The organism is Pseudoalteromonas sp. L21 (assembly GCF_021728035.1).
GTDB lineage: Bacteria > Pseudomonadota > Gammaproteobacteria > Enterobacterales > Alteromonadaceae > Pseudoalteromonas > Pseudoalteromonas arabiensis.
The window spans coordinates 206,275-224,120 of the sequence record NZ_JAKKCV010000004.1; the positions used below are offsets into that span (position 1 = coordinate 206,275).

At 39.6% G+C, this 17,846-nt stretch carries 18 protein-coding genes and 1 tRNA gene; 11 read left to right on the forward strand and 8 right to left on the reverse strand.

Annotation, left to right across the window (positions count from 1 at the left end):
• Nucleotides 1–63 precede the first annotated feature (63 nt).
• Complete coding sequence (gene pyk, locus L3V41_RS12745; RefSeq protein ID WP_062569151.1) at nucleotides 64–1,497, reverse strand: pyruvate kinase; 1,434 nt, start codon at nucleotides 1,495–1,497, stop codon at nucleotides 64–66.
• A 421-nt stretch (nucleotides 1,498–1,918) separates the two neighbouring features.
• On the opposite strand from pyk, the gene gndA reads away from it, so the two are divergent.
• Complete coding sequence (gndA, locus tag L3V41_RS12750) at nucleotides 1,919–3,292, forward strand: NADP-dependent phosphogluconate dehydrogenase (protein ID WP_062569150.1); 1,374 nt, start codon at nucleotides 1,919–1,921, stop codon at nucleotides 3,290–3,292.
• A 59-nt stretch (nucleotides 3,293–3,351) separates the two neighbouring features.
• Here the strand turns inward: gndA and ansA are convergent, their stop codons facing one another.
• Together ansA and sppA are read right to left on the reverse strand one after the other, a co-directional pair.
• Nucleotides 3,352–4,362, reverse strand: coding sequence for an asparaginase (ansA, locus tag L3V41_RS12755; protein WP_062569149.1), 1,011 nt, complete (start codon nucleotides 4,360–4,362; stop codon nucleotides 3,352–3,354).
• A 59-nt stretch (nucleotides 4,363–4,421) separates the two neighbouring features.
• Entirely contained in the window at nucleotides 4,422–6,287 is a 1,866-nt protein-coding gene (gene sppA / locus L3V41_RS12760) for a signal peptide peptidase SppA (RefSeq protein WP_237127868.1), read from the reverse strand.
• A 198-nt stretch (nucleotides 6,288–6,485) separates the two neighbouring features.
• On the opposite strand from sppA, the gene L3V41_RS12765 reads away from it, so the two are divergent.
• From L3V41_RS12765 to L3V41_RS12795, 7 genes are all read left to right on the forward strand, one after another.
• Nucleotides 6,486–8,447: an NADPH-dependent 2,4-dienoyl-CoA reductase gene (locus L3V41_RS12765; RefSeq protein ID WP_062569406.1), complete on the forward strand. Its 1,962-nt coding sequence runs from the start codon at nucleotides 6,486–6,488 to the stop codon at nucleotides 8,445–8,447.
• Between the two features lie 68 nt (nucleotides 8,448–8,515).
• A complete protein-coding gene (locus L3V41_RS12770; RefSeq protein WP_062569147.1) occupies nucleotides 8,516–9,214 on the forward strand; it encodes a DoxX family protein in 699 nt (232 codons plus the stop codon).
• A gap of 72 nt (nucleotides 9,215–9,286) precedes the next feature.
• Nucleotides 9,287–9,835 carry an NAD(P)H nitroreductase gene (locus L3V41_RS12775; protein ID WP_062569146.1) on the forward strand — a complete coding sequence of 183 codons (549 nt, stop codon included), beginning with the start codon at nucleotides 9,287–9,289 and terminating at the stop codon, nucleotides 9,833–9,835.
• 197 nt (nucleotides 9,836–10,032) lie between these two features.
• Complete coding sequence (locus tag L3V41_RS12780) at nucleotides 10,033–10,410, forward strand: hypothetical protein (protein WP_062569145.1); 378 nt, start codon at nucleotides 10,033–10,035, stop codon at nucleotides 10,408–10,410.
• Between the two features lie 68 nt (nucleotides 10,411–10,478).
• Nucleotides 10,479–10,569, forward strand: a tRNA-Ser gene (locus L3V41_RS12785).
• Between the two features lie 52 nt (nucleotides 10,570–10,621).
• Entirely contained in the window at nucleotides 10,622–11,020 is a 399-nt protein-coding gene (locus L3V41_RS12790) for a hypothetical protein (RefSeq protein WP_062569144.1), read from the forward strand.
• 72 nt (nucleotides 11,021–11,092) lie between these two features.
• The gene (locus L3V41_RS12795; RefSeq protein ID WP_062569143.1) at nucleotides 11,093–11,710 is read left to right on the forward strand and encodes an FKBP-type peptidyl-prolyl cis-trans isomerase; all 618 of its coding nucleotides are present in this window, start codon (nucleotides 11,093–11,095) and stop codon (nucleotides 11,708–11,710) included.
• A 63-nt stretch (nucleotides 11,711–11,773) separates the two neighbouring features.
• Here the strand turns inward: L3V41_RS12795 and fur are convergent, their stop codons facing one another.
• The 5 genes from fur to L3V41_RS12820 form a co-directional block, all read right to left on the reverse strand.
• Nucleotides 11,774–12,217, reverse strand: coding sequence for a ferric iron uptake transcriptional regulator (gene fur / locus L3V41_RS12800; protein ID WP_062569142.1), 444 nt, complete (start codon nucleotides 12,215–12,217; stop codon nucleotides 11,774–11,776).
• Between the two features lie 190 nt (nucleotides 12,218–12,407).
• The gene (gene fldA / locus L3V41_RS12805; protein WP_193988851.1) at nucleotides 12,408–12,935 is read right to left on the reverse strand and encodes a flavodoxin FldA; all 528 of its coding nucleotides are present in this window, start codon (nucleotides 12,933–12,935) and stop codon (nucleotides 12,408–12,410) included.
• Between the two features lie 14 nt (nucleotides 12,936–12,949).
• The gene (ybfE, locus tag L3V41_RS12810) at nucleotides 12,950–13,228 is read right to left on the reverse strand and encodes a LexA regulated protein (RefSeq protein WP_062569140.1); all 279 of its coding nucleotides are present in this window, start codon (nucleotides 13,226–13,228) and stop codon (nucleotides 12,950–12,952) included.
• 2 nt (nucleotides 13,229–13,230) lie between these two features.
• Entirely contained in the window at nucleotides 13,231–13,452 is a 222-nt protein-coding gene (locus L3V41_RS12815; RefSeq protein WP_062569139.1) for a DUF2788 domain-containing protein, read from the reverse strand.
• A gap of 100 nt (nucleotides 13,453–13,552) precedes the next feature.
• Nucleotides 13,553–14,317, reverse strand: coding sequence for an alpha/beta fold hydrolase (locus L3V41_RS12820; protein WP_237127869.1), 765 nt, complete (start codon nucleotides 14,315–14,317; stop codon nucleotides 13,553–13,555).
• Nucleotides 14,318–14,448: 131 nt separating this feature from the next.
• On the opposite strand from L3V41_RS12820, the gene seqA reads away from it, so the two are divergent.
• From seqA to astE, 3 genes are all read left to right on the forward strand, one after another.
• Nucleotides 14,449–15,045, forward strand: coding sequence for a replication initiation negative regulator SeqA (gene seqA, locus L3V41_RS12825; protein ID WP_193988849.1), 597 nt, complete (start codon nucleotides 14,449–14,451; stop codon nucleotides 15,043–15,045).
• Nucleotides 15,046–15,061: 16 nt separating this feature from the next.
• The gene (pgm, locus tag L3V41_RS12830) at nucleotides 15,062–16,699 is read left to right on the forward strand and encodes a phosphoglucomutase (alpha-D-glucose-1,6-bisphosphate-dependent) (protein ID WP_062569136.1); all 1,638 of its coding nucleotides are present in this window, start codon (nucleotides 15,062–15,064) and stop codon (nucleotides 16,697–16,699) included.
• Between the two features lie 79 nt (nucleotides 16,700–16,778).
• Nucleotides 16,779–17,834 carry a succinylglutamate desuccinylase gene (gene astE, locus L3V41_RS12835; protein WP_237127870.1) on the forward strand — a complete coding sequence of 352 codons (1,056 nt, stop codon included), beginning with the start codon at nucleotides 16,779–16,781 and terminating at the stop codon, nucleotides 17,832–17,834.
• Nucleotides 17,835–17,846 lie beyond the last annotated feature (12 nt).

Here is a 17,846-nt window from a genome sequence, read left to right on the forward strand (position 1 = left end):
TAGACACTAATTAAGTCAAAAAGGCGCATTTAATGCGCCTTTTTAACGAGTAATTGTAATAGTTTAAACTGTTACAATCTTCATTGTGTTTGTCGCACCAATCGTTTCCATCGCATCGCCGTGCGTTAAAATCACGGTGTCGCCAGCCACAAGAGAACCAAGTTCAACCAGCGTGTTTAATGCGTCACGAACCATGCTGTCATCTTCACATTTTGTTGAATCGAAGAATACAGGATAAACACCACGATAAAGAGCTGTTTGCCCCAGTGTGCTTGCATGGCGTGATAGTGAGTAAATTGGCAGACCAGAGCTAATACGCGACATTAACTTAGCTGTGCTGCCTGATTCCGTTAGTGTCACAATCGCTTTTACAGAATCTAAATGATTAGCTGCATACATCGCAGATAAGGCAATTGATTCAGCATTTGATGAAAAACGGCTGTCTAAACGGTGTTTAGAGACATGTGTTTCTTTTTGAGATTCTGCACCTAAACAAACGCGAGCCATAGTAGCTACGGTTTCTTCAGGGTAGTCACCTGCTGCTGTTTCAGCAGATAACATAACTGCATCTGTACCATCTAATACGGCGTTAGCAACGTCCATAACCTCTGCACGGGTTGGCATTGGGTTATCAATCATTGATTCCATCATTTGTGTTGCAGTAACAACAGTACGGTTTAGTGAACGTGCGCGGCTAATAATAAGCTTTTGTTTACCAACTAGGGCGGCATCACCAATTTCAACACCAAGGTCACCACGTGCAACCATAACAGCGTCAGATGCAAGTACGATATCATCAATTGCTTCAACAGTCTCAACCGCTTCTGCACGCTCTATTTTTGCTAGAAGTTGCGCGTTTGAACCAGCCGCTTCTGCTAAAGAGCGAACATAGCGCATGTCATCGCCACTACGTGGGAATGAAACAGCAATGTAATCAACACCAATTTCAGTAGCTGTGATTAAATCTTCTTTGTCTTTTTCAGTGAAAGCTGGGGCTGTTAAGCCACCACCTAATCGGTTAATCCCTTTATTATTTGACAGTATACCGCCAACAGTAACAGTTGTGTGAACTAGGGCACCATCAACGCTATCGACAGTTAATTGAATCAAACCGTCATTTAATAGTAGTAAGTCACCAGGTTTAACGTCGTTTGGTAACTCTTTATAGTCGATACCTACCGAGTTTACGTCGCCTTGGCCTTTTTCCATTTTCGCATCAAGGGTAAATTTTGCGCCTACTTCTAGGTTAACTTTACCATCTTTGAAAGTTGATACACGAATCTTAGGGCCTTGTAAGTCGGCGAGAATAGCAACGTGTTTGCTTAAACGCTTAGCAATGCTGCGTACCGCTTCTGCGCGGTCTTTATGATCTTGTGCTACACCATGTGAGAAGTTCAAACGAACAACATTTGCACCTGCACGAATAATTTTTTCTAGGTTGTTATCGCGATCGGTTGCCGGTCCAAGGGTCGCAACAATTTTTGTGCGTCTTAGCATCAAATTCTCCTGTGCGCTTAATTAAATTAAGCAAATTGATGGTTATCTATTAAAAAGTCGTGCAATTAAACCATTTATATTGGCTTATACTTCGGCACGATGTAGAACTCATAAGTAAGAATAGTGTTCTTACTTATGAGAATCAGACTATTTGTATAAAATTGTAATATACAAAGTAACAATGACGTTATTATGACACCGGTGTCAGGTAGCGTCAATACACATACCTTTTTAAAGGGTATTATAAAAATCTGGTCCGATGCCTTCGTTATTTTGATATACTGACCATAACGTCGCTTCATGATTTTGATGATTTATATCAACTTAGCTTACAAGCTCGCATTTTTGGGCTGCTTGGGTATAATGCGCGCGTAATTATTTTGATTAACTAACCAATAGTTGTTACCGAGGAGGACACTAAATGCAAGTTGCATTAGTAGGGTTAGGCGTTATGGGTAAAAATCTTGCCCTCAACCTGATTGAAAAAGGGCTGACATTAGTAGCTTATGATAAAAACCCTGATGCGGGTGCTGAGTTACTAAGCTGTGCGAAAACGCTTGGTTTGGCAGACCGTTTACACATAGTGTCTGATTTAAATGATATGGTTAGACGCTTAGAGCCGCCTCGTTCAATCTTACTATTAGTTCCTGCTGGTGAATTGGTTGACAAAGTGTGTACAGAGCTTGCAGAAGCAGGCGTTGACTGTGATGACATTATTGTAGATTGCGGCAACAGTAACTACAAAGATGGTATTAGCCGTAAACTTAAATATCAAAACAAATTTGAATTTGCCACTATGGGTATTTCTGGCGGTGCAGAAGGCGCACGTCATGGTCCTGCTATGATGGCGAGTGGCTCAGAAGGCGGCTGGGAGCGTGTAGAGCCGTGGTTCGAAAAAGTAGCGGCAAGCTACAAAGGTGAATCATGTTTTGCGCGTGTAGGCCAATCTGCAAGTGGTCACTTTGTAAAAATGGTTCACAACGGTATCGAATATGCGTTGATGCAATTAATTGCCGAAATGTACCAATTACTGCGTTTAGGCACCAATCGTTCACCGAAAGAAGTGGCTGATATTTTCAATGACTGGTCAGAAGGGACTTTAAATAGCTACTTACTGTCAATTTCAAGCCATATCTTAAGCCTTGAAACAACAGAAGGTGAGCCACTAGTCGATTTAATCGATAATAAGGTTGGCGCTAAAGGCACTGGCCTATGGACTGCACAAAATGCGTTAGAACTTGGCATTGCAGTGCCATCATTAGTGGCGGCTGTACAAGCTCGTCACTTAACAAATACTTGTGATACACATGCAGCGAAAGAAATGACTTACGCTGCTAAAGCAACTGACTCAGTTGATTTAGATTTGGATGAGTTAAAAGATGCATTCACACTGGCAAGTTTACTTGCTTATCGTCAAGGCTTAGCACTTATCAAAGGTGCATCTCGCGCTCATCAATGGAAAGTTGACCTTTCGAAAACGCTACAAACATGGCGCGCTGGTTGTATCATTCGTGCTGATTACTTAGACAATGTGGCTGAAGGTGTAGAATTTATCGATTCGATGCAGCGTGAATCAGCTGCATTACGCAAAGTAACAGGCGCAGCAGTTGCTTCGGGTCTTGCGTTCCCTGTGTTAACAGCCACACAAACTTACATTGCCACGTTAACAACACCAAGTAATGGTCACCTTGTTCAAGCACAACGTGACTATTTTGGTGAGCATGGTATTAAAACTCACAGTGGTGAGATTTGCCATTTAACAGACTTAGTGGAGATTGACGAAAAAGTTCGTTAATTATCAAAAGTATAAAAAAAGGCACCAGTTGGTGCCTTTTTTGTATTCAATTGTATTGATTATCGGCTCAATTCACCGCGCAAATTGTCTTGCATCAAGTGACGAATTGTTTCTACTTCAAGTTTTTGACTGAATAAGTAGTGTAATTTGGTTAAACACGCCTCTAATGTCATATCGTAGCCACTGATCACACCACAATTTAATAAGGCATTACCCGTTGCATATCCACCCATATTCACTTGGCCTTTTAAACACTGTGTTAAGTTAACAATCACCATACCGCGTTTACTAGCGTCATTAAGAATATTTAAAAACGCAGGATCTTGTGGCGCATTACCGACACCAAAGCTAAGTAAAACAAGTGCTTTGATATCATCGTTAACTAAACTTTTTACCACTTTAGGGCTTATACCAGGGTATAGATAAAGCACACCTATGGGTTGTGGTGTGATATTCGATACCTGTAATTCGTTATCAACGTAAGGGCTGAGCTGCCCTTTGATCAGTTGAATATTAATTCCTGATAACGCTAAAGGTTCAAGGTTAGGTGAAGCAAACGCATCAAAGCCATCGGCATGCGCTTTGGTAGCACGGTTACCACGGAACAGCTGGTTATTAAAAAATAGGCTTACTTCAGCAATCGGATAATTAGCGGCTAAATACATCGCATTTAGTAAGTTCACTTGCCCATCTGAGCGCAGCTGTGACAGTGGAATTTGCGAGCCGGTTACAATCACAGGTTTTGTTAGGTTTTCGAACATGAAAGACAAAGCCGAGGCGGTATAGGCCATGGTATCGGTACCATGTAAAACTACAAAGCCATCATAGTCTTGGTATTTACTTTTAATATCGTCAGCAATGAGTTGCCAATGGGCAGGCGACATGTCTGAAGAATCAATGAGTGGGCAATATTCGTGTATATCAAACAAAGGCATTTCATCGCGATTAAACTCTGCATTATTAACCACTGTTTCGGTCAAAAAACCTTCTGCCGGAACATAGCCGCGGCTCGATTTTTTCATCCCGATAGTACCGCCCGTGTAGGCGATATATATACGTTTACGTTTCATAAAAAAAGCCCAGTAAAATAACTGGGCTTAGTATACCTAAAATTGCTTAGCTAAGTAACTTATTGAATTACGTTACATACTAAACAACGTGCATAAACACCTTGTGGATCGTTATAATCTTTTAGGTTATCAATTTCACTACTAACCTGATTAATTAGGCTCTGTAAATTAGCTTGTGTTGCAAGCACTGATCGCGATGAATCAGATTTAGCAAAAAAGCTTTTAACAGCGGCTGTACCAAAGATATCTTGTAGCATTTGCTCTTGAGGGGTAAGCGACTGTTTGATGGTTTTAACATCATAGTGAGTTAGCTTAGCAAGTTCAGCCGCAGCTTTAATAGCATCTTGCTTATCACCTAGTTTATCGACTAAACCTAGCTCTTTTGCTTGGGTCGCAATCCACACACGGCCTTGGGCTATTTCATTCACTTGTTCTGGTGTCATGTTACGTGCTTCTGCCACTACATTTAAGAAGCGCTGATAAGCATCTTCTACACTCAATTGAATGATATCTGCCATTTTCTCATCAAGTGGGCGAGCAATCGAAAAACCAGCAAGATCGGTCGTTGCCACACCATCTGAATAAATACCTAATTCAGCCATGGTATTTTCAAATGTCATGAAGGTACCGAATACACCAATTGAGCCCGTAATAGTACTAGGAGCAGCCCAAATTTCGTTAGCGGCAGATGCAATCCAATAACCACCAGAAGCGGCAACTGAGCTCATTGATGCAATAACGGGTTTGCCAGCAGCTTTAAGTGCTAATACTTCGGCACGAATTACTTCAGATGCGAACATACTACCGCCACCTGAATCAATACGAAGCACAACAGCTTTTACTTTGTCGTCAAGACGCGCTTTACGAAGTAGGGCAGCGGTAGAGTCACCACCAATCTCACCTGCCTTGCGTTCACCGTCTACAATGGTTCCTTTAGCAACAACAACAGCTACTTTTTCAGTAATTGGATTATCAAATTCAATTGGTGATTTTACAAGCGATAAATACTCACGGAAGCTAACCTGTTTAAAGGTTTTGCCTGTTTCTTCAGTACCCACTACATCAATTAATTGTTGACGAATTTGTTGTGACGTTTTCAGTGAGTCAACCCATTGGTTGTTTAGTGCGTATTGACCTGAATTACCATTAACGGCTTGCATTTTAGCAAGGTATACATCCATATCTTCATCGAAATTGCTTTCATCGAATGGACGACTTGCAGCGACGTCTGTTTTGTACTCGTTCCAAAGTGCGGTTAGCCAGACATTATTTGCCTCTTTTGCAGCCTCAGACATGTCGTTGCGGATGAAAGGTTCAACGGCTGACTTATAAGTACCCACGCGGAAAATGTGTTGTGTTACTTTAAGTTTCTCAAGTGCATCTTTGAAATAAAGCGGAAACATGCCGTAGCCTTCAATGCTTACACCGCCATAAGGGTGCATTGACACCTCATTAGCATGAGCTGCAATATAATATTGTGCTTGCGTGTAATAATAGCCCGTTGCGACAACTTGTTTACCCGCTTCTTTAAATGCATCAATCGCCTTTGTTATTTGCTTTAATTTGTTGATATGGGCACTTGGCATTTTTTGTAAGTCAAGCAGCATAACTGAAATACGATCATCTTCAGTTGCCTGATTAATAACTTCAATTACATCATCAAGCAAAATTTCTGATGGTGCTTCTTGGCCCATAGTTGCATCGTTGATAGCTGCTTCAACAGGGTCAACATAGGTTTTTTCCTCAACAATTGGTCCATTTAGGTTTAGGCGTAATACAGTGCCGTCGGCCACTTTTACTTTGTCTTCTTCACTGGAGATAGCAACAATAAATAGTATTACTAGTAGTAAAAATATAATGTTGAGAACCAATCGGCGTGAGAAGTTAATCCCTGCCCAAATGCCTTTAAATATCTTTGCTAGCAAAATAAATCCTTAATTCAGTACAACTTAGTAGTTAACTCATCTTAGCTCAGAATAACCTTAAAATTAACTGTTAAATAGTAACAGAGTGTTTAAATCAACAAATTGCCACAGATTAATTAGATGCTAAAAGTTGATTATTTACAGTTATTACAGCAGAATCTAACTATTGCAGAGGTTAGACCAGTTAACGGGGCACACATGTTAGAACAAAAATTACAATTACCGCATACTGAACTTCGTAATCGTTTGGTTATGGGATCAATGCATACAGGGCTTGAAGAAGGCTGGCATAACCGAAAACGCTTACGAGCATTTTACCAAGCAAGGGCGAAGGGGGGCACTGGGTTAATTATTACTGGCGGCTATAGCCCAAATATACGTGGTAAATTAACTCCCTTTGCTTCAACGTTTAGCTCTTATTATGATGTGATTAAACACCGTGCTTATACAGAGGCTGTGCATGAGCAAGGTGGAAAAATCTGCTTGCAGTTACTGCATGCTGGACGATATGCCTATCATCCATTTAATCAAGCGCCAAGTGCAATTAAAGCGCCTATCAATCCTTATAAACCTAAAGCAATGTCATTAGGTTCAATAAAAAAGACCATCAAAGACTTTGCGAACTCTGCAAAGCTTGCTGAAAAAGCGGGTTATGATGGTGTTGAAATCATGGGCTCAGAAGGGTATTTAATCAATGAGTTTATGGCTAATCACACAAATAAACGCACCGATAGCTATGGCGGTAGTTTAGAAAATCGCATGCGTTTAGCTGTTGAGATTGTTAAAGCTGTTAGAGCAAAAGTAAGTAAAAAATTTATTATTATTTTTCGTCTATCAGTTATGGATCTTATTCCAGATGGCTCAACGCCAGATGAAGTAAAGCAACAAGCTATAGCACTTGAAGAGGCTGGAGTAGACATATTTAATACTGGTATTGGCTGGCATGAAGCGCGTGTTCCGACTATTGCCAGCATGGTTCCGCCTGGTGCATTTAAAGAAGCTTCGAAAAGGTTAAAAGACACTGTGTCAGTGCCGGTTGTGGCTGTAAACCGTATTAATACTCCTGAAATCGCCAATAGCATTTTAGAGGCAGGTGAGTCAGATCTTATTTCTATGGCTCGTCCACTTCTGGCTGATCCTGAATTCTTTAACAAATATATTAATAAGCAGTCTGAACAAATTAATATTTGCATTGGTTGTAACCAAGGTTGTTTAGATCATGTCTTTAAAAATAAACGAGCGACATGCTTGGTCAATCCACAAGCGGCGTTTGAATTAGACTATAGTTTAGAAAAAGCATCGTCTTCACGTTTAGTACTTGTTGTGGGAGCAGGGCCGGCTGGTCTTGCTGCAAGTTGCTATCTCGCACAGAAAGGGCACAAGGTAACACTCATCGAGCGCAAAGAGAAAATGGGTGGTCAATTTAATCTGGCAATGCAAATCCCAGGTAAAGAAGACTTTAACCATACACTTAACTACTTCACTAACGAATTAAAGCGTCTTGATGTTGATCTAAAACTAGGTACTGAATTTAAAGACGATATGCTTAATCAATACGATGACGTTGTGTTTGCAACAGGCGTACGTCCACGTGAAGCGAAAATCGAATGTGGCGATGGTAAACGTGTATTCGCTTATGATGAAGTGATTCGAGGTGAAGTAGAGCTTGGTGAAAAAATTGCTATATTGGGGGCTGGCGGCATTGGTTTTGATATGGTGGCATTTTTAAGTGAACACAAAGGTCAAACTATTGAGCAGTTTAAAACTCAGTGGGGAATAGAGTGTGAAGCCAAGCCAGACAAAGATACACGTAAGCTTTATATGCTTAAGCGAAGTGAAGGACGCTTTGGTAGCGACTTAGGTAAAACGACAGGTTGGATACATCGCCAGGTTGCTAAACAACATGGTGTAACACAAATAGCAGAATGTCAGTACTTAAGCTTCGATAAACAGGGGTTGAAGATCACAGTCAAAGGCGAAGAAAAACTGTTAGATGTCGATACGGTCATCGCATGCATCGGTCAAGTGTCTAACAGCGAAACATTTGCAAATGAAAAAGAAAATGCGAAAGTTCACGTTATTGGTGGAGCCAAGTTAGCGGCTGCCATTGATGCTAAGCGTGCAATTTTTGAAGCATTACAGGTAGCTAGAAAAATCTAATTGAAATAAACACAAGCTATATGTGGTCTTAGTCTATACTAATTACTAGTCTTATAACTGAGGCCACAATGTTGAATACTTTAATAAAATCATATGATCAATCCTTAAATAAACTCCGTATTTTTGACGGCGTTCCTGCACTTCTTATCAGATTTATCTTAGCCCCGGTTATGATAATTGCCGGCTTTAATAAGCTTGCTCTGAGTGGTGATGTTACTCATTTTTATCAATACTTTTTAGCATCCGAAGATATCATCGCCTGGTTTGGAAATGAAGAGTGGGGTCTCGGTTTACCTTTTCCTGCATTATTAGCTTTTCTAGCTGCATGGACTGAATTTTTGGGTGGGATACTTTTATTTTTTGGCTTTTTAACTCGACTTGTGGCTATACCACTTATGATTACCATGTTAGTAGCGGCAACGACTGTTCATAGCGAACATGGTTGGTTTGCTGTTACGCCAACAGATGCAAGCACAAGCCCTGCGCGTGTTTTAAGTTGGATAAATATCCCAGGAGCACAAGAAAGCTTAGACAATTCAGCACAAGCCTCAGAAAGATTAACTAAAATGCGCGATTTATTAGAAACACACGGTCATACTGGCTATTTATATGAAACTGGTCGTCCTGTGATTTTAAATAATGGCATGGAGTTTTCAGTAATTTACTTTGTCATGCTTTTGAGCCTGTTCTTTATGGGTGGGGGAAGATACTTGAGTATCGATTACTGGTTGGCTGTAAAGCGAACTAATGACTTTATTGATAACTAGAATAAGTGTTAAGCTTAAATTTTATAGCCCCTATTAATTAGGGGCTTCGTATTATGTATTTACGGATTTGAAATGGATGCTTTAACGCTTTTACAAACTCGACAGTCTGATCCAAGGCTTGTCGCACCTGGCCCTTCACAAGAACAATTATCAATTATCAAACGTGCGGCACTGAAAGTGCCAGATCATGGTTGCATAGCACCGTGGCGATTTATTGTTGCACAAGGCGAGGCATTAAATAAGCTAGGTGAGATTTATCACCAAGCGGCAGTTGCTGAGCAACAAGATGCAAGAATCATTGAACGTGCAAAATCATTACCTTTGCGTGCGCCAATGGTGATAATTGCAATCGCTAATGTAATCGACAATCCAAAAGTACCGCGTATTGAGCAAGTACAAAGTGCAGGATGCAGCGTCCTAGCAATGCAACAAGCTGCTTTTGCACAAGGACTAGGTGGTATTTGGCGAACCGGTTACTTTGCGCAAAGTCCTTTTGTTAAGTCTGCTTTAGGGTGCAAAGAAGAGGATGAAATTGTAGGATTTTTATATCTGGGAACACCAGAAGTGGACTGCAAAAAGCCTGTAAGGCATGAACCATCACGATTTTTTGAAAATTTATAATAATTTTTGAACTTTTTCGTATTTTAATAGTCAGATCTGATTAAGCTTGCTTATGCTACTTTTTTCAAGTTTATCTTTGCTGTAAGAAGCGCTTGGACGCAAAACTAAATAATCTTCTTCGGTATGTTTTTTAATCGGTTGTTTTTTGATAATGTAATGGAAGTCTCAGAAAAATAACGATAAAGAAGACGAGAAAAATGGGAAACTTATTTTTACGTGAAAAAGAAAATTGGTTCGCTTGGTCAGTATGGGGATTATTCGGCGCAATTATTACATTTTTTGTGGCTATGTCGACTAAAGCTCCTCAGTTTCTAGGGTTATCGGCTGTGGGAGTGCTATTTCTACTCACATGGTGGATGCAAAGTACAAAACGCTTTGATTTTGGGCGTGCATTTAAAATATGTTGTTATGTTCTGACATTTACAAGCTTGCCTGCATTTTTACTTGTTATTGTTCCTAGCGACAACTTTAATCGCATCGACGTTGTTGTTCAGGCAACGGCTTTTGCCCTTATAAGCGTGTTTATTTGTTTGATATGCTCATGGATTGCAAGACGTCCTAAGCAATATTATTAACTTTATTGAACTTTATTAAAAATAAACCTTTACAAAAAACTCAGTAAACACTATTATGCGCGCCGTACGGAGAGATGGCAGAGTGGTCGAATGCACCGGTCTTGAAAACCGGCAGGGGTTTGTAGCCCCTCTAGGGTTCAAATCCCTATCTCTCCACCATTATTTAAAAAAACCGCCTTATTGGCGGTTTTTTGCTTTCTGGAGATAAATAATGCCGATAAGCGAACCTTCAAAATTACAACGTATTATTAAACACCTGTTGCTGTGGTCAGTCTTTTCCTATTTTTATCATAGCGGTGTAACTGTACTTGTTGCAATGGCCCATGATGCTAAGCCTGAGCACGGCCTGTTAACTGCGATTGCATATGGCATTGGTTTTAATGCGCTTGTTGCTCATTTGATTGGTAAATATGATAAACATTGGCCAATTATTGCTGCGTCATATATAGCACTTGTGGGTTTACTTGTTGTGCCTTTGGTTCTTACAGGCACGGCAGGGTTGATGAATGTATACTTCATTTCAGTAATGGTTATAACTTTACCAATCGCTACCTTTATCGTTGATAAAATAAAGCAACGAATTAGTTTAAACACTAACCAAACGCAGTAAAACTAGGCGATATTCAGTGTTTTTTTATGTTAGTATGGTTTTGTCTTTTAACTAATAAACGTGAATTTAAACATGTCAGATATTTTTACAACAGATGCTGAAAAAGCAAGTTATGGTATTGGTTTACAAATGGGTGAACAATTAAAAGCGAATCCATTTGAAGGTTTAAACCTTAACTCTGTATTTGAAGGTATGAAAGACGCGTATGCTGGTAGTGATTTCCAAGTTGAAATTCCTGCAATTCAAGCTGCTTTTGAAAAAATCAATGCTGAAATTCAAGCGCGTCGTGAAGAAGAAGCTAAGGTACTAGCTGCTGAAGGTGTTGCTTTCTTAGAAGAAAATGCAAAGCGCCCAGAGATCACTGTAACCGAGTCAGGTTTACAGTATGAGATTCTTACGGCAGGCGAGGGTGAAAAACCAACAGCTGAATCTACTATTCGTGCGCATTACCACGGTACACTAATCAACGGCACAGTATTCGATAGCTCATATGAGCGTGGTCAACCTGCTGAATTCCCAGTAAGTGGCGTTATCAAAGGCTGGACAGAAGCAGTTCAAATGATGGGGACAGGTTCGAAATGGCGCCTATATGTACCACATGAGCTTGCTTACGGTGAGCGTGGTGCTGGTGCAGCAATCGCACCTTTCTCGACGTTAATTTTTGACGTTGAGCTATTAGAAATCATTTAATAGATTTTGAATAGACGTAAAAAAACCTGCTAGATGCAGGTTTTTTTATGTCTGATAAAAATATTAACTATTTGATTCAGCGTATTCTTTACACTTTTCAGTGTCAACGCATTCACCATATAAGTAGAGTGAGTGGTTAGTTAGCTTAATGCCATTTTCTTCAGCAATTTCAACTTGACGACGTTCAATAAGATCATCCTCAAACTCCACAACCTTGCCACACTTTAAGCATACAAGGTGGTCATGGTGCGTACTTCCTGATAGTTCAAATACCGACTTACCACCTTCAAAGTGGTGGCGAGATACGATACCAGCATCATCAAATTGGTTAAGAACACGATAGACAGTTGCAAGACCAATCTCTTCGCCTTTGTCTAATAAAATTTTATAGACATCTTCAGCGCTGATGTGTTGATTGTCTGGAGATTGCAGAATCTCTAAAATTTTAATACGTGGCAGCGTTACTTTTAACCCTGCTTTTTTTAGTTCCAAGTTGTGATCAGTCATTCAATCTGTCTCAATTTATTTAGTTATACTAGGCACCTTAAAAGATGCACACGACACATTAGCAACCATTAGAATAACGCGCATGGCAAACAAGTGCAAAGAACAATTCGCTTAATTGCCGAATATTTAGACAAAAACAAACTGGTTGTGCATCTTTACAGCAGCTAGTAAATGCGAGTGTTACTTGTTATTAATCAGCAAGTTCACTTAAACACATTTCTTCATAAACTTGAGCACACCATTCTTTAACTCGCTTTTCTGTGAGTTCAGGTTGACGGTCTTCATCAATACCTAGGCCAACAAAGTGGTTATCATCGATGACCGCTTTTGAGGCTTCGAAGTCGTAACCTTCCGTTGACCAATGGCCAACAACGATAGCACCGCGTTCTGTTACGATATCATTGACCATACCCATAGCATCTAAGAAATACTCTGCATAATCTTCTTGGTCACCGCAACCAAATATCGCGACTAATTTCCCTTCGAAGTCGATTTCTTCTAATTCAGGGAAAAAATCATCCCAATCGCACTGCGCTTCACCGTAGTACCATGTAGGGATACCAAATAATAGCAAATCGAATTCAGCAATCTCTTCTTTAGAGCTTTTCGCAATGTCATGAACGGCAACAAGTTTCTTACCTAGCTCTTTTTGGATCATTTTAGCTACGTGTTCAGTATTGCCTGTATCGCTTCCGAAAAAAATACCTACGCTTGACATGGATTTAAAACCTTCTATCTATCAATAGCCAATCTTTCTTGTAAAATTGTTTCAATCAACGCGCTACGGCTAATATTCTGCGCATCTGCCATATCGCTTAATGCTTGATATAACTGTGATGAAACCTTAAATTCTACACGCTTTAAACCACGTGCTTTATCTCGTTTTATTTGATTACGTTTATTCACTTTTAATTGCATATCGCGAGGTAGGGGGTTCGTTTTTGGCCTACCTGGGCGTTTTTCGTATTCAAATAAATCGGGTGTTGTTCTATCTAGTTCTGACTTTGCCATGTCTAGCCAACACCTGCGCCTTGCCAAAAAACTTGAATAAGTCCTTTAGCTATAAACCCAGAGCAACCTAAAAACAGCACTAACCAAACGATGTATCGGCCAAATTTTGGTACATCACCTTTTTTAAGGACATCTTGAATTGCCATTCCAATAAAAAAGAAAATGCCGGCTAAGCCAAAATACAACCCTAAGGTATCAAATTCGTTAATTAACTGACTGACCATCAACGTATAAACCTTCAAATTAAACGGCGCGTACTATAGCACACAAAATCATAATAATTTAGTGGGCTAGATCAAAAACGTGAATTTTATCTTGCCCTTTTTATTGCTCTAAAAAGTCGCTAATTGCTTTATTTACAGCAAGTGGTTTTTGCGCATGTAACCAATGACCCGCACCGTGAATTACTTTTGCCTTCGCATTTGGAAATAAACTTATAATCATTGGACGATGCTCAGCCAAAATATAGTCTGAATCATTACCTTTCACGAATAAAGTATCACATAAACAAGAATCATTTTCATCAAGTTGCGATAAAATATTTTCGTATTGCTGATATAAAACATCTAAATTGAATCGCCATTGGTACTGTCCTTGGTCGTTTTTTGCAAAACTTTTTAACAAAAATTGTCGAACACCCATCTCGTCGATATGTTTTGCTAGTAGTTGATCCGCTGCTTTTCTATCTGCAACACTCGCTTCAGCCACTTCGTTTAAACCAGCAAAAATAGCACTGTGCCGTGGTTTATTTGCTACAGGGGAAATATCTAATACAACTAACTTATTGACCACATCCTTGTGCTTGAGTGCTAATTGCATTGCTGCTTTGCCGCCCATTGAATGGCCAATAATATGTGCATTTGATATGTTTAAGTGCTTTAGCAAGTTGTAAATATCGTCTGCCATTACTTCATAGTTCATCGTTTCACTATGAAATGACTTACCATGATTTCGTAAGTCAACATTTGTAACGGTGTAATTTTCTGCTAATGCTTTGGCTATAACATTCAAATTCTCTAATGAGCCAAACAAACCATGGATCAATACAACGTCAGGACCTTGGCCCGATTGTTGGTAGTTTAATAGCATTTTAAACTCCTATTTTTAATCGCTGTATTTTGCCTAGCGAAATTACAAATTGCAAAACATAGAGAATTGCTGCGAGCTTAGGTATAATCATTGAGAACTTTTAAAATGTGACCCGTAAAGACAGGAATAACATGAAAAAAATCGACATAGACGACGAGTTATATCAATACATAGCAAGTAACACTCAAAGTATTGGTGAAAGTGCATCAACTATTTTGCGTCGTTTATTAAACCTATCTGATGGTAACACGGTAGCAGAAACAACGAGTGAACATAGTGAACAAGAAACCTCAACCGTTGAACCTGTAAAAGACAACACGACCGATAAAACGCAACAACCTGAGCCAGAAGCAGAAAAAGCGACTCCACCTAAAGCCAGCTCACAAGCTAAAGGGAATGTTTTTAATGTGTTGAATAAAGAAGAGCTTGCAATGCAAAAGGGAGTGGTAGGGCGCTTTTTATTCATTCTAGCTGCCTTGTACCGTTCTCACAAAAACGAATTTGTGAACGTATTAGATATAAAAGGCCGTGACCGCGTTTATTTTGCTACCAGCAAAGAAGCATTACTCGAAAGTGGTAGTAGTATGAATCCGAAAAACATCACTGATACAGAATACTGGGTGATGACGAACTCAAATACAACACGTAAGAAAATGATGCTTCACGAAGTCGCGCTGTGTTTAGGCTACAGCAGTGATGACGCTGAAAAAATCCGTGACTATTTATAACCGATAAGGAAATATTATGGCGATTCACCCGGATGCAGGAAAAACCGCACCACAAGAAAGCTTAGTTAATGTACCTAAACTGGTTTCTGCTTACTATTTAAATGAGCCCGATCTTGAACAAAATCCAGAGCATTGTGTTGCTTTCGGTACGTCAGGACATCGCGGCTGCTCGTACGATGTAAAGTTTAACGAATCGCATATATTAGCTATTACTCAAGCTATTTGTGATTACCGCAAAGAAAATGATATTTTTGGTCCTCTTTTTCTTGGTAAAGATACTCATGCTTTGAGTGAAGCTGCATTTAATTCAGCCATTGAAGTGCTGGTTGCTAACGAAGTACAAGTTATTACGCAAGAAAACGATGAATACACCCCTACACCTGTCATCAGTCATGCGGTTGTATCACATAACAAGCAAAATCCAAATGAATTAGCAGATGGTATTGTCGTTACGCCATCTCATAATCCACCAGAAGACGGTGGTTTTAAATATAATCCGCCAAACGGTGGGCCTGCTGATACTGATGTAACTAAATGGATTGAAGACAGAGCAAATCAGTTACTGCTTGAAGATCTCGTTGAAGTAGAGCTATTTCCATTTGCTAAAGCATCCCGCTCAGGTTTTATAAAATATCAAGACCTTATCAATCCCTATGTTAATGATTTAGAAAATATCATTAATTTAAAAGCCATTAGCGAAGCAAATATAAAAGTAGGTATTGACCCGCTTGGTGGTTCAGGTATTAATTTTTGGCCTGTAATCGCAGAAAAATACAATTTAGACCTAACAGTCGTAAATAAAGACGTTGATCCACGCTTTGCTTTTATGCCACTGGACAAAGATGGCAAAATTCGTATGGATTGTTCATCGCCTTACGCCATGACCAATTTAATCGCACTGAAAGATGATTATGATATTGGTATTGGTAATGACCCAGATTATGACCGCCATGGTATTGTGACGCCTGATGGTTTAATGAATCCAAATCACTTCTTAGCCGTGGCGATAGATTACTTATTAAATAACCGTGATTGGTCAAAAGATGTGGCGATTGGTAAAACGCTTGTATCAAGCGGCATGATTGATAAAGTTGTAGAGCGTAACAATCGTAAAGTAAAAGAAGTACCCGTTGGTTTTAAATGGTTTGTTGAAGGCCTGGGTAAAGGTACGCTTGCTTTCGGTGGTGAAGAAAGTGCAGGGGCATCGTTCTTACGCTTTGATGGTACAGTTTGGAACACAGATAAAGATGGCTTTATCTTAGGTTTACTCGCAGCTGAAATCTTGGCAGTGACGGGTAAAACACCTTCACAACTTTATAAAGAGCTTGAACAAGAGTTTGGTGCGCCTATCTATAAGCGTATCGATGCGCCAGCAACCTCACAGCAAAAAGAACGTCTAAAAGCACTTTCTGCTAACGATGTTACTGCAAGCACACTCGCTGGCGATGTCATTACGCAAAAGCTAACCCATGCACCAGGTAACAATGCTGCAATTGGTGGTTTAAAGGTTGTTACTGAAAACGGTTGGTTTGCTGCACGCCCATCGGGCACTGAAGATATTTATAAAATTTACCTTGAATCATTCAAAGGTGAAGAACATTTAGCATTACTTGAAAAAGAAGCGAAAAAATTAGTTGATTCAGTAATTAGCTAATCTCTTTTTTATCTTTTAAAACGGCTGATATTCTCAGCCGTTTTTGTATTCTACTCTCACGCATTATTAGGATAGAACAATGAGCTATTCAACCTCTGCATACCTAGATGAATTAAAACGTACAGGCGACTTTTTAACACTCACTCGCAGTAATGAATTTCAACTTGAACCATCGTCATTCACCCTTAAAAATGGCACTGATGTAACAGTTCATGATACGGGTATCATAGAGTTTCAACCAAAAAAACAAACAAATAAAGATATTGTGCTTTCAAGTGCGATACATGGTAACGAAACAGCGCCAATTGAAATCTGCGATCAATTAATCAAAGCAATCATTGCAGAAGAACTTACGCTGAAACAGCGCGTATTGTTTATTTTTGGTAACCCTAAATCAATTAATATCGGTCAGCGTTTTGTTGATGAAAACCTAAACCGTTTATTTAATGGCCACCATACTGTTGAAGGTATTGCCTCAAACCCTGAGCGCGTGCGCGCAAAGCTACTTGAAGATGTGGTTTCGGATTTCTTTGAACGAGGCAACCAGGCCAGTGAGCGTTTTCATTATGACCTTCATACTGCAATTCGTGGCTCTAAAAATGAAAAATTTGCAGTGTATCCATTCTTACATGGCAAGCCTTGGAAAAAGTCGCAGTTACAATTTTTACTTAGCTGTGGCGTAAACACAGTATTAATGATGAAATCTGCGGCAACAACGTTTAGCTATTACTCGTCTTATATCCACGGTGCTGACTCATTTACAGTTGAGCTTGGACAAGTAAAACCATTCGGTGAAAATGACATGTCTCGCTTTGAGAAAACTAAAAAAACGTTAATTGCATTAATTAGTCAAGAAACTGTTGAATACAAAGAATTCAATGCAGAAGATTTTGAGTTGTTTTCAGTTTATAGAACAATAAACCGTACTTGCGAAGACTTTAGTTTCCCATTTGCTGATGATGTAGAAAATTTCACCGGTTTTGCCAAAGGGGAATTATTAGCGATTGATGGTCAGACCAGGTATGAAGCGGAAGTAGACGGTGAAGCTATAATCTTCCCAAATGCAGATGTAGCCTTAGGTCAGCGTGCTTTGCTTACCGTTATCCCTATGCAAGTTGATAGCAACTTTATTTAAATTTTTTGCATT

Bases quoted from the DNA above. Each gene is read 5' to 3' on its own strand.
- L3V41_RS12820 (WP_237127869.1), bottom strand. From the start codon at position 14,317: ATGCTATTAAACTACCAACAATCGGGCCAAGGTCCTGACGTTGTATTG.
- pgm (WP_062569136.1), top strand. From the start codon at position 15,062: ATGGCGATTCACCCGGATGCAGGAAAAACCGCACCACAAGAAAGCTTA.
- ybfE (WP_062569140.1), bottom strand. From the start codon at position 13,228: ATGGCAAAGTCAGAACTAGATAGAACAACACCCGATTTATTTGAATAC.
- L3V41_RS12815 (WP_062569139.1), bottom strand. From the start codon at position 13,452: ATGGTCAGTCAGTTAATTAACGAATTTGATACCTTAGGGTTGTATTTT.
- L3V41_RS12765 (WP_062569406.1), top strand. From the start codon at position 6,486: ATGTTAGAACAAAAATTACAATTACCGCATACTGAACTTCGTAATCGT.
- pyk (WP_062569151.1), bottom strand. From the start codon at position 1,497: ATGCTAAGACGCACAAAAATTGTTGCGACCCTTGGACCGGCAACCGAT.
- seqA (WP_193988849.1), top strand. From the start codon at position 14,449: ATGAAAAAAATCGACATAGACGACGAGTTATATCAATACATAGCAAGT.
- fldA (WP_193988851.1), bottom strand. From the start codon at position 12,935: ATGTCAAGCGTAGGTATTTTTTTCGGAAGCGATACAGGCAATACTGAA.
- L3V41_RS12795 (WP_062569143.1), top strand. From the start codon at position 11,093: ATGTCAGATATTTTTACAACAGATGCTGAAAAAGCAAGTTATGGTATT.
- gndA (WP_062569150.1), top strand. From the start codon at position 1,919: ATGCAAGTTGCATTAGTAGGGTTAGGCGTTATGGGTAAAAATCTTGCC.
- L3V41_RS12770 (WP_062569147.1), top strand. From the start codon at position 8,516: ATGTTGAATACTTTAATAAAATCATATGATCAATCCTTAAATAAACTC.
- L3V41_RS12775 (WP_062569146.1), top strand. From the start codon at position 9,287: ATGGATGCTTTAACGCTTTTACAAACTCGACAGTCTGATCCAAGGCTT.
- ansA (WP_062569149.1), bottom strand. From the start codon at position 4,362: ATGAAACGTAAACGTATATATATCGCCTACACGGGCGGTACTATCGGG.
- L3V41_RS12780 (WP_062569145.1), top strand. From the start codon at position 10,033: ATGGGAAACTTATTTTTACGTGAAAAAGAAAATTGGTTCGCTTGGTCA.
- fur (WP_062569142.1), bottom strand. From the start codon at position 12,217: ATGACTGATCACAACTTGGAACTAAAAAAAGCAGGGTTAAAAGTAACG.
- L3V41_RS12790 (WP_062569144.1), top strand. From the start codon at position 10,622: ATGCCGATAAGCGAACCTTCAAAATTACAACGTATTATTAAACACCTG.
- astE (WP_237127870.1), top strand. From the start codon at position 16,779: ATGAGCTATTCAACCTCTGCATACCTAGATGAATTAAAACGTACAGGC.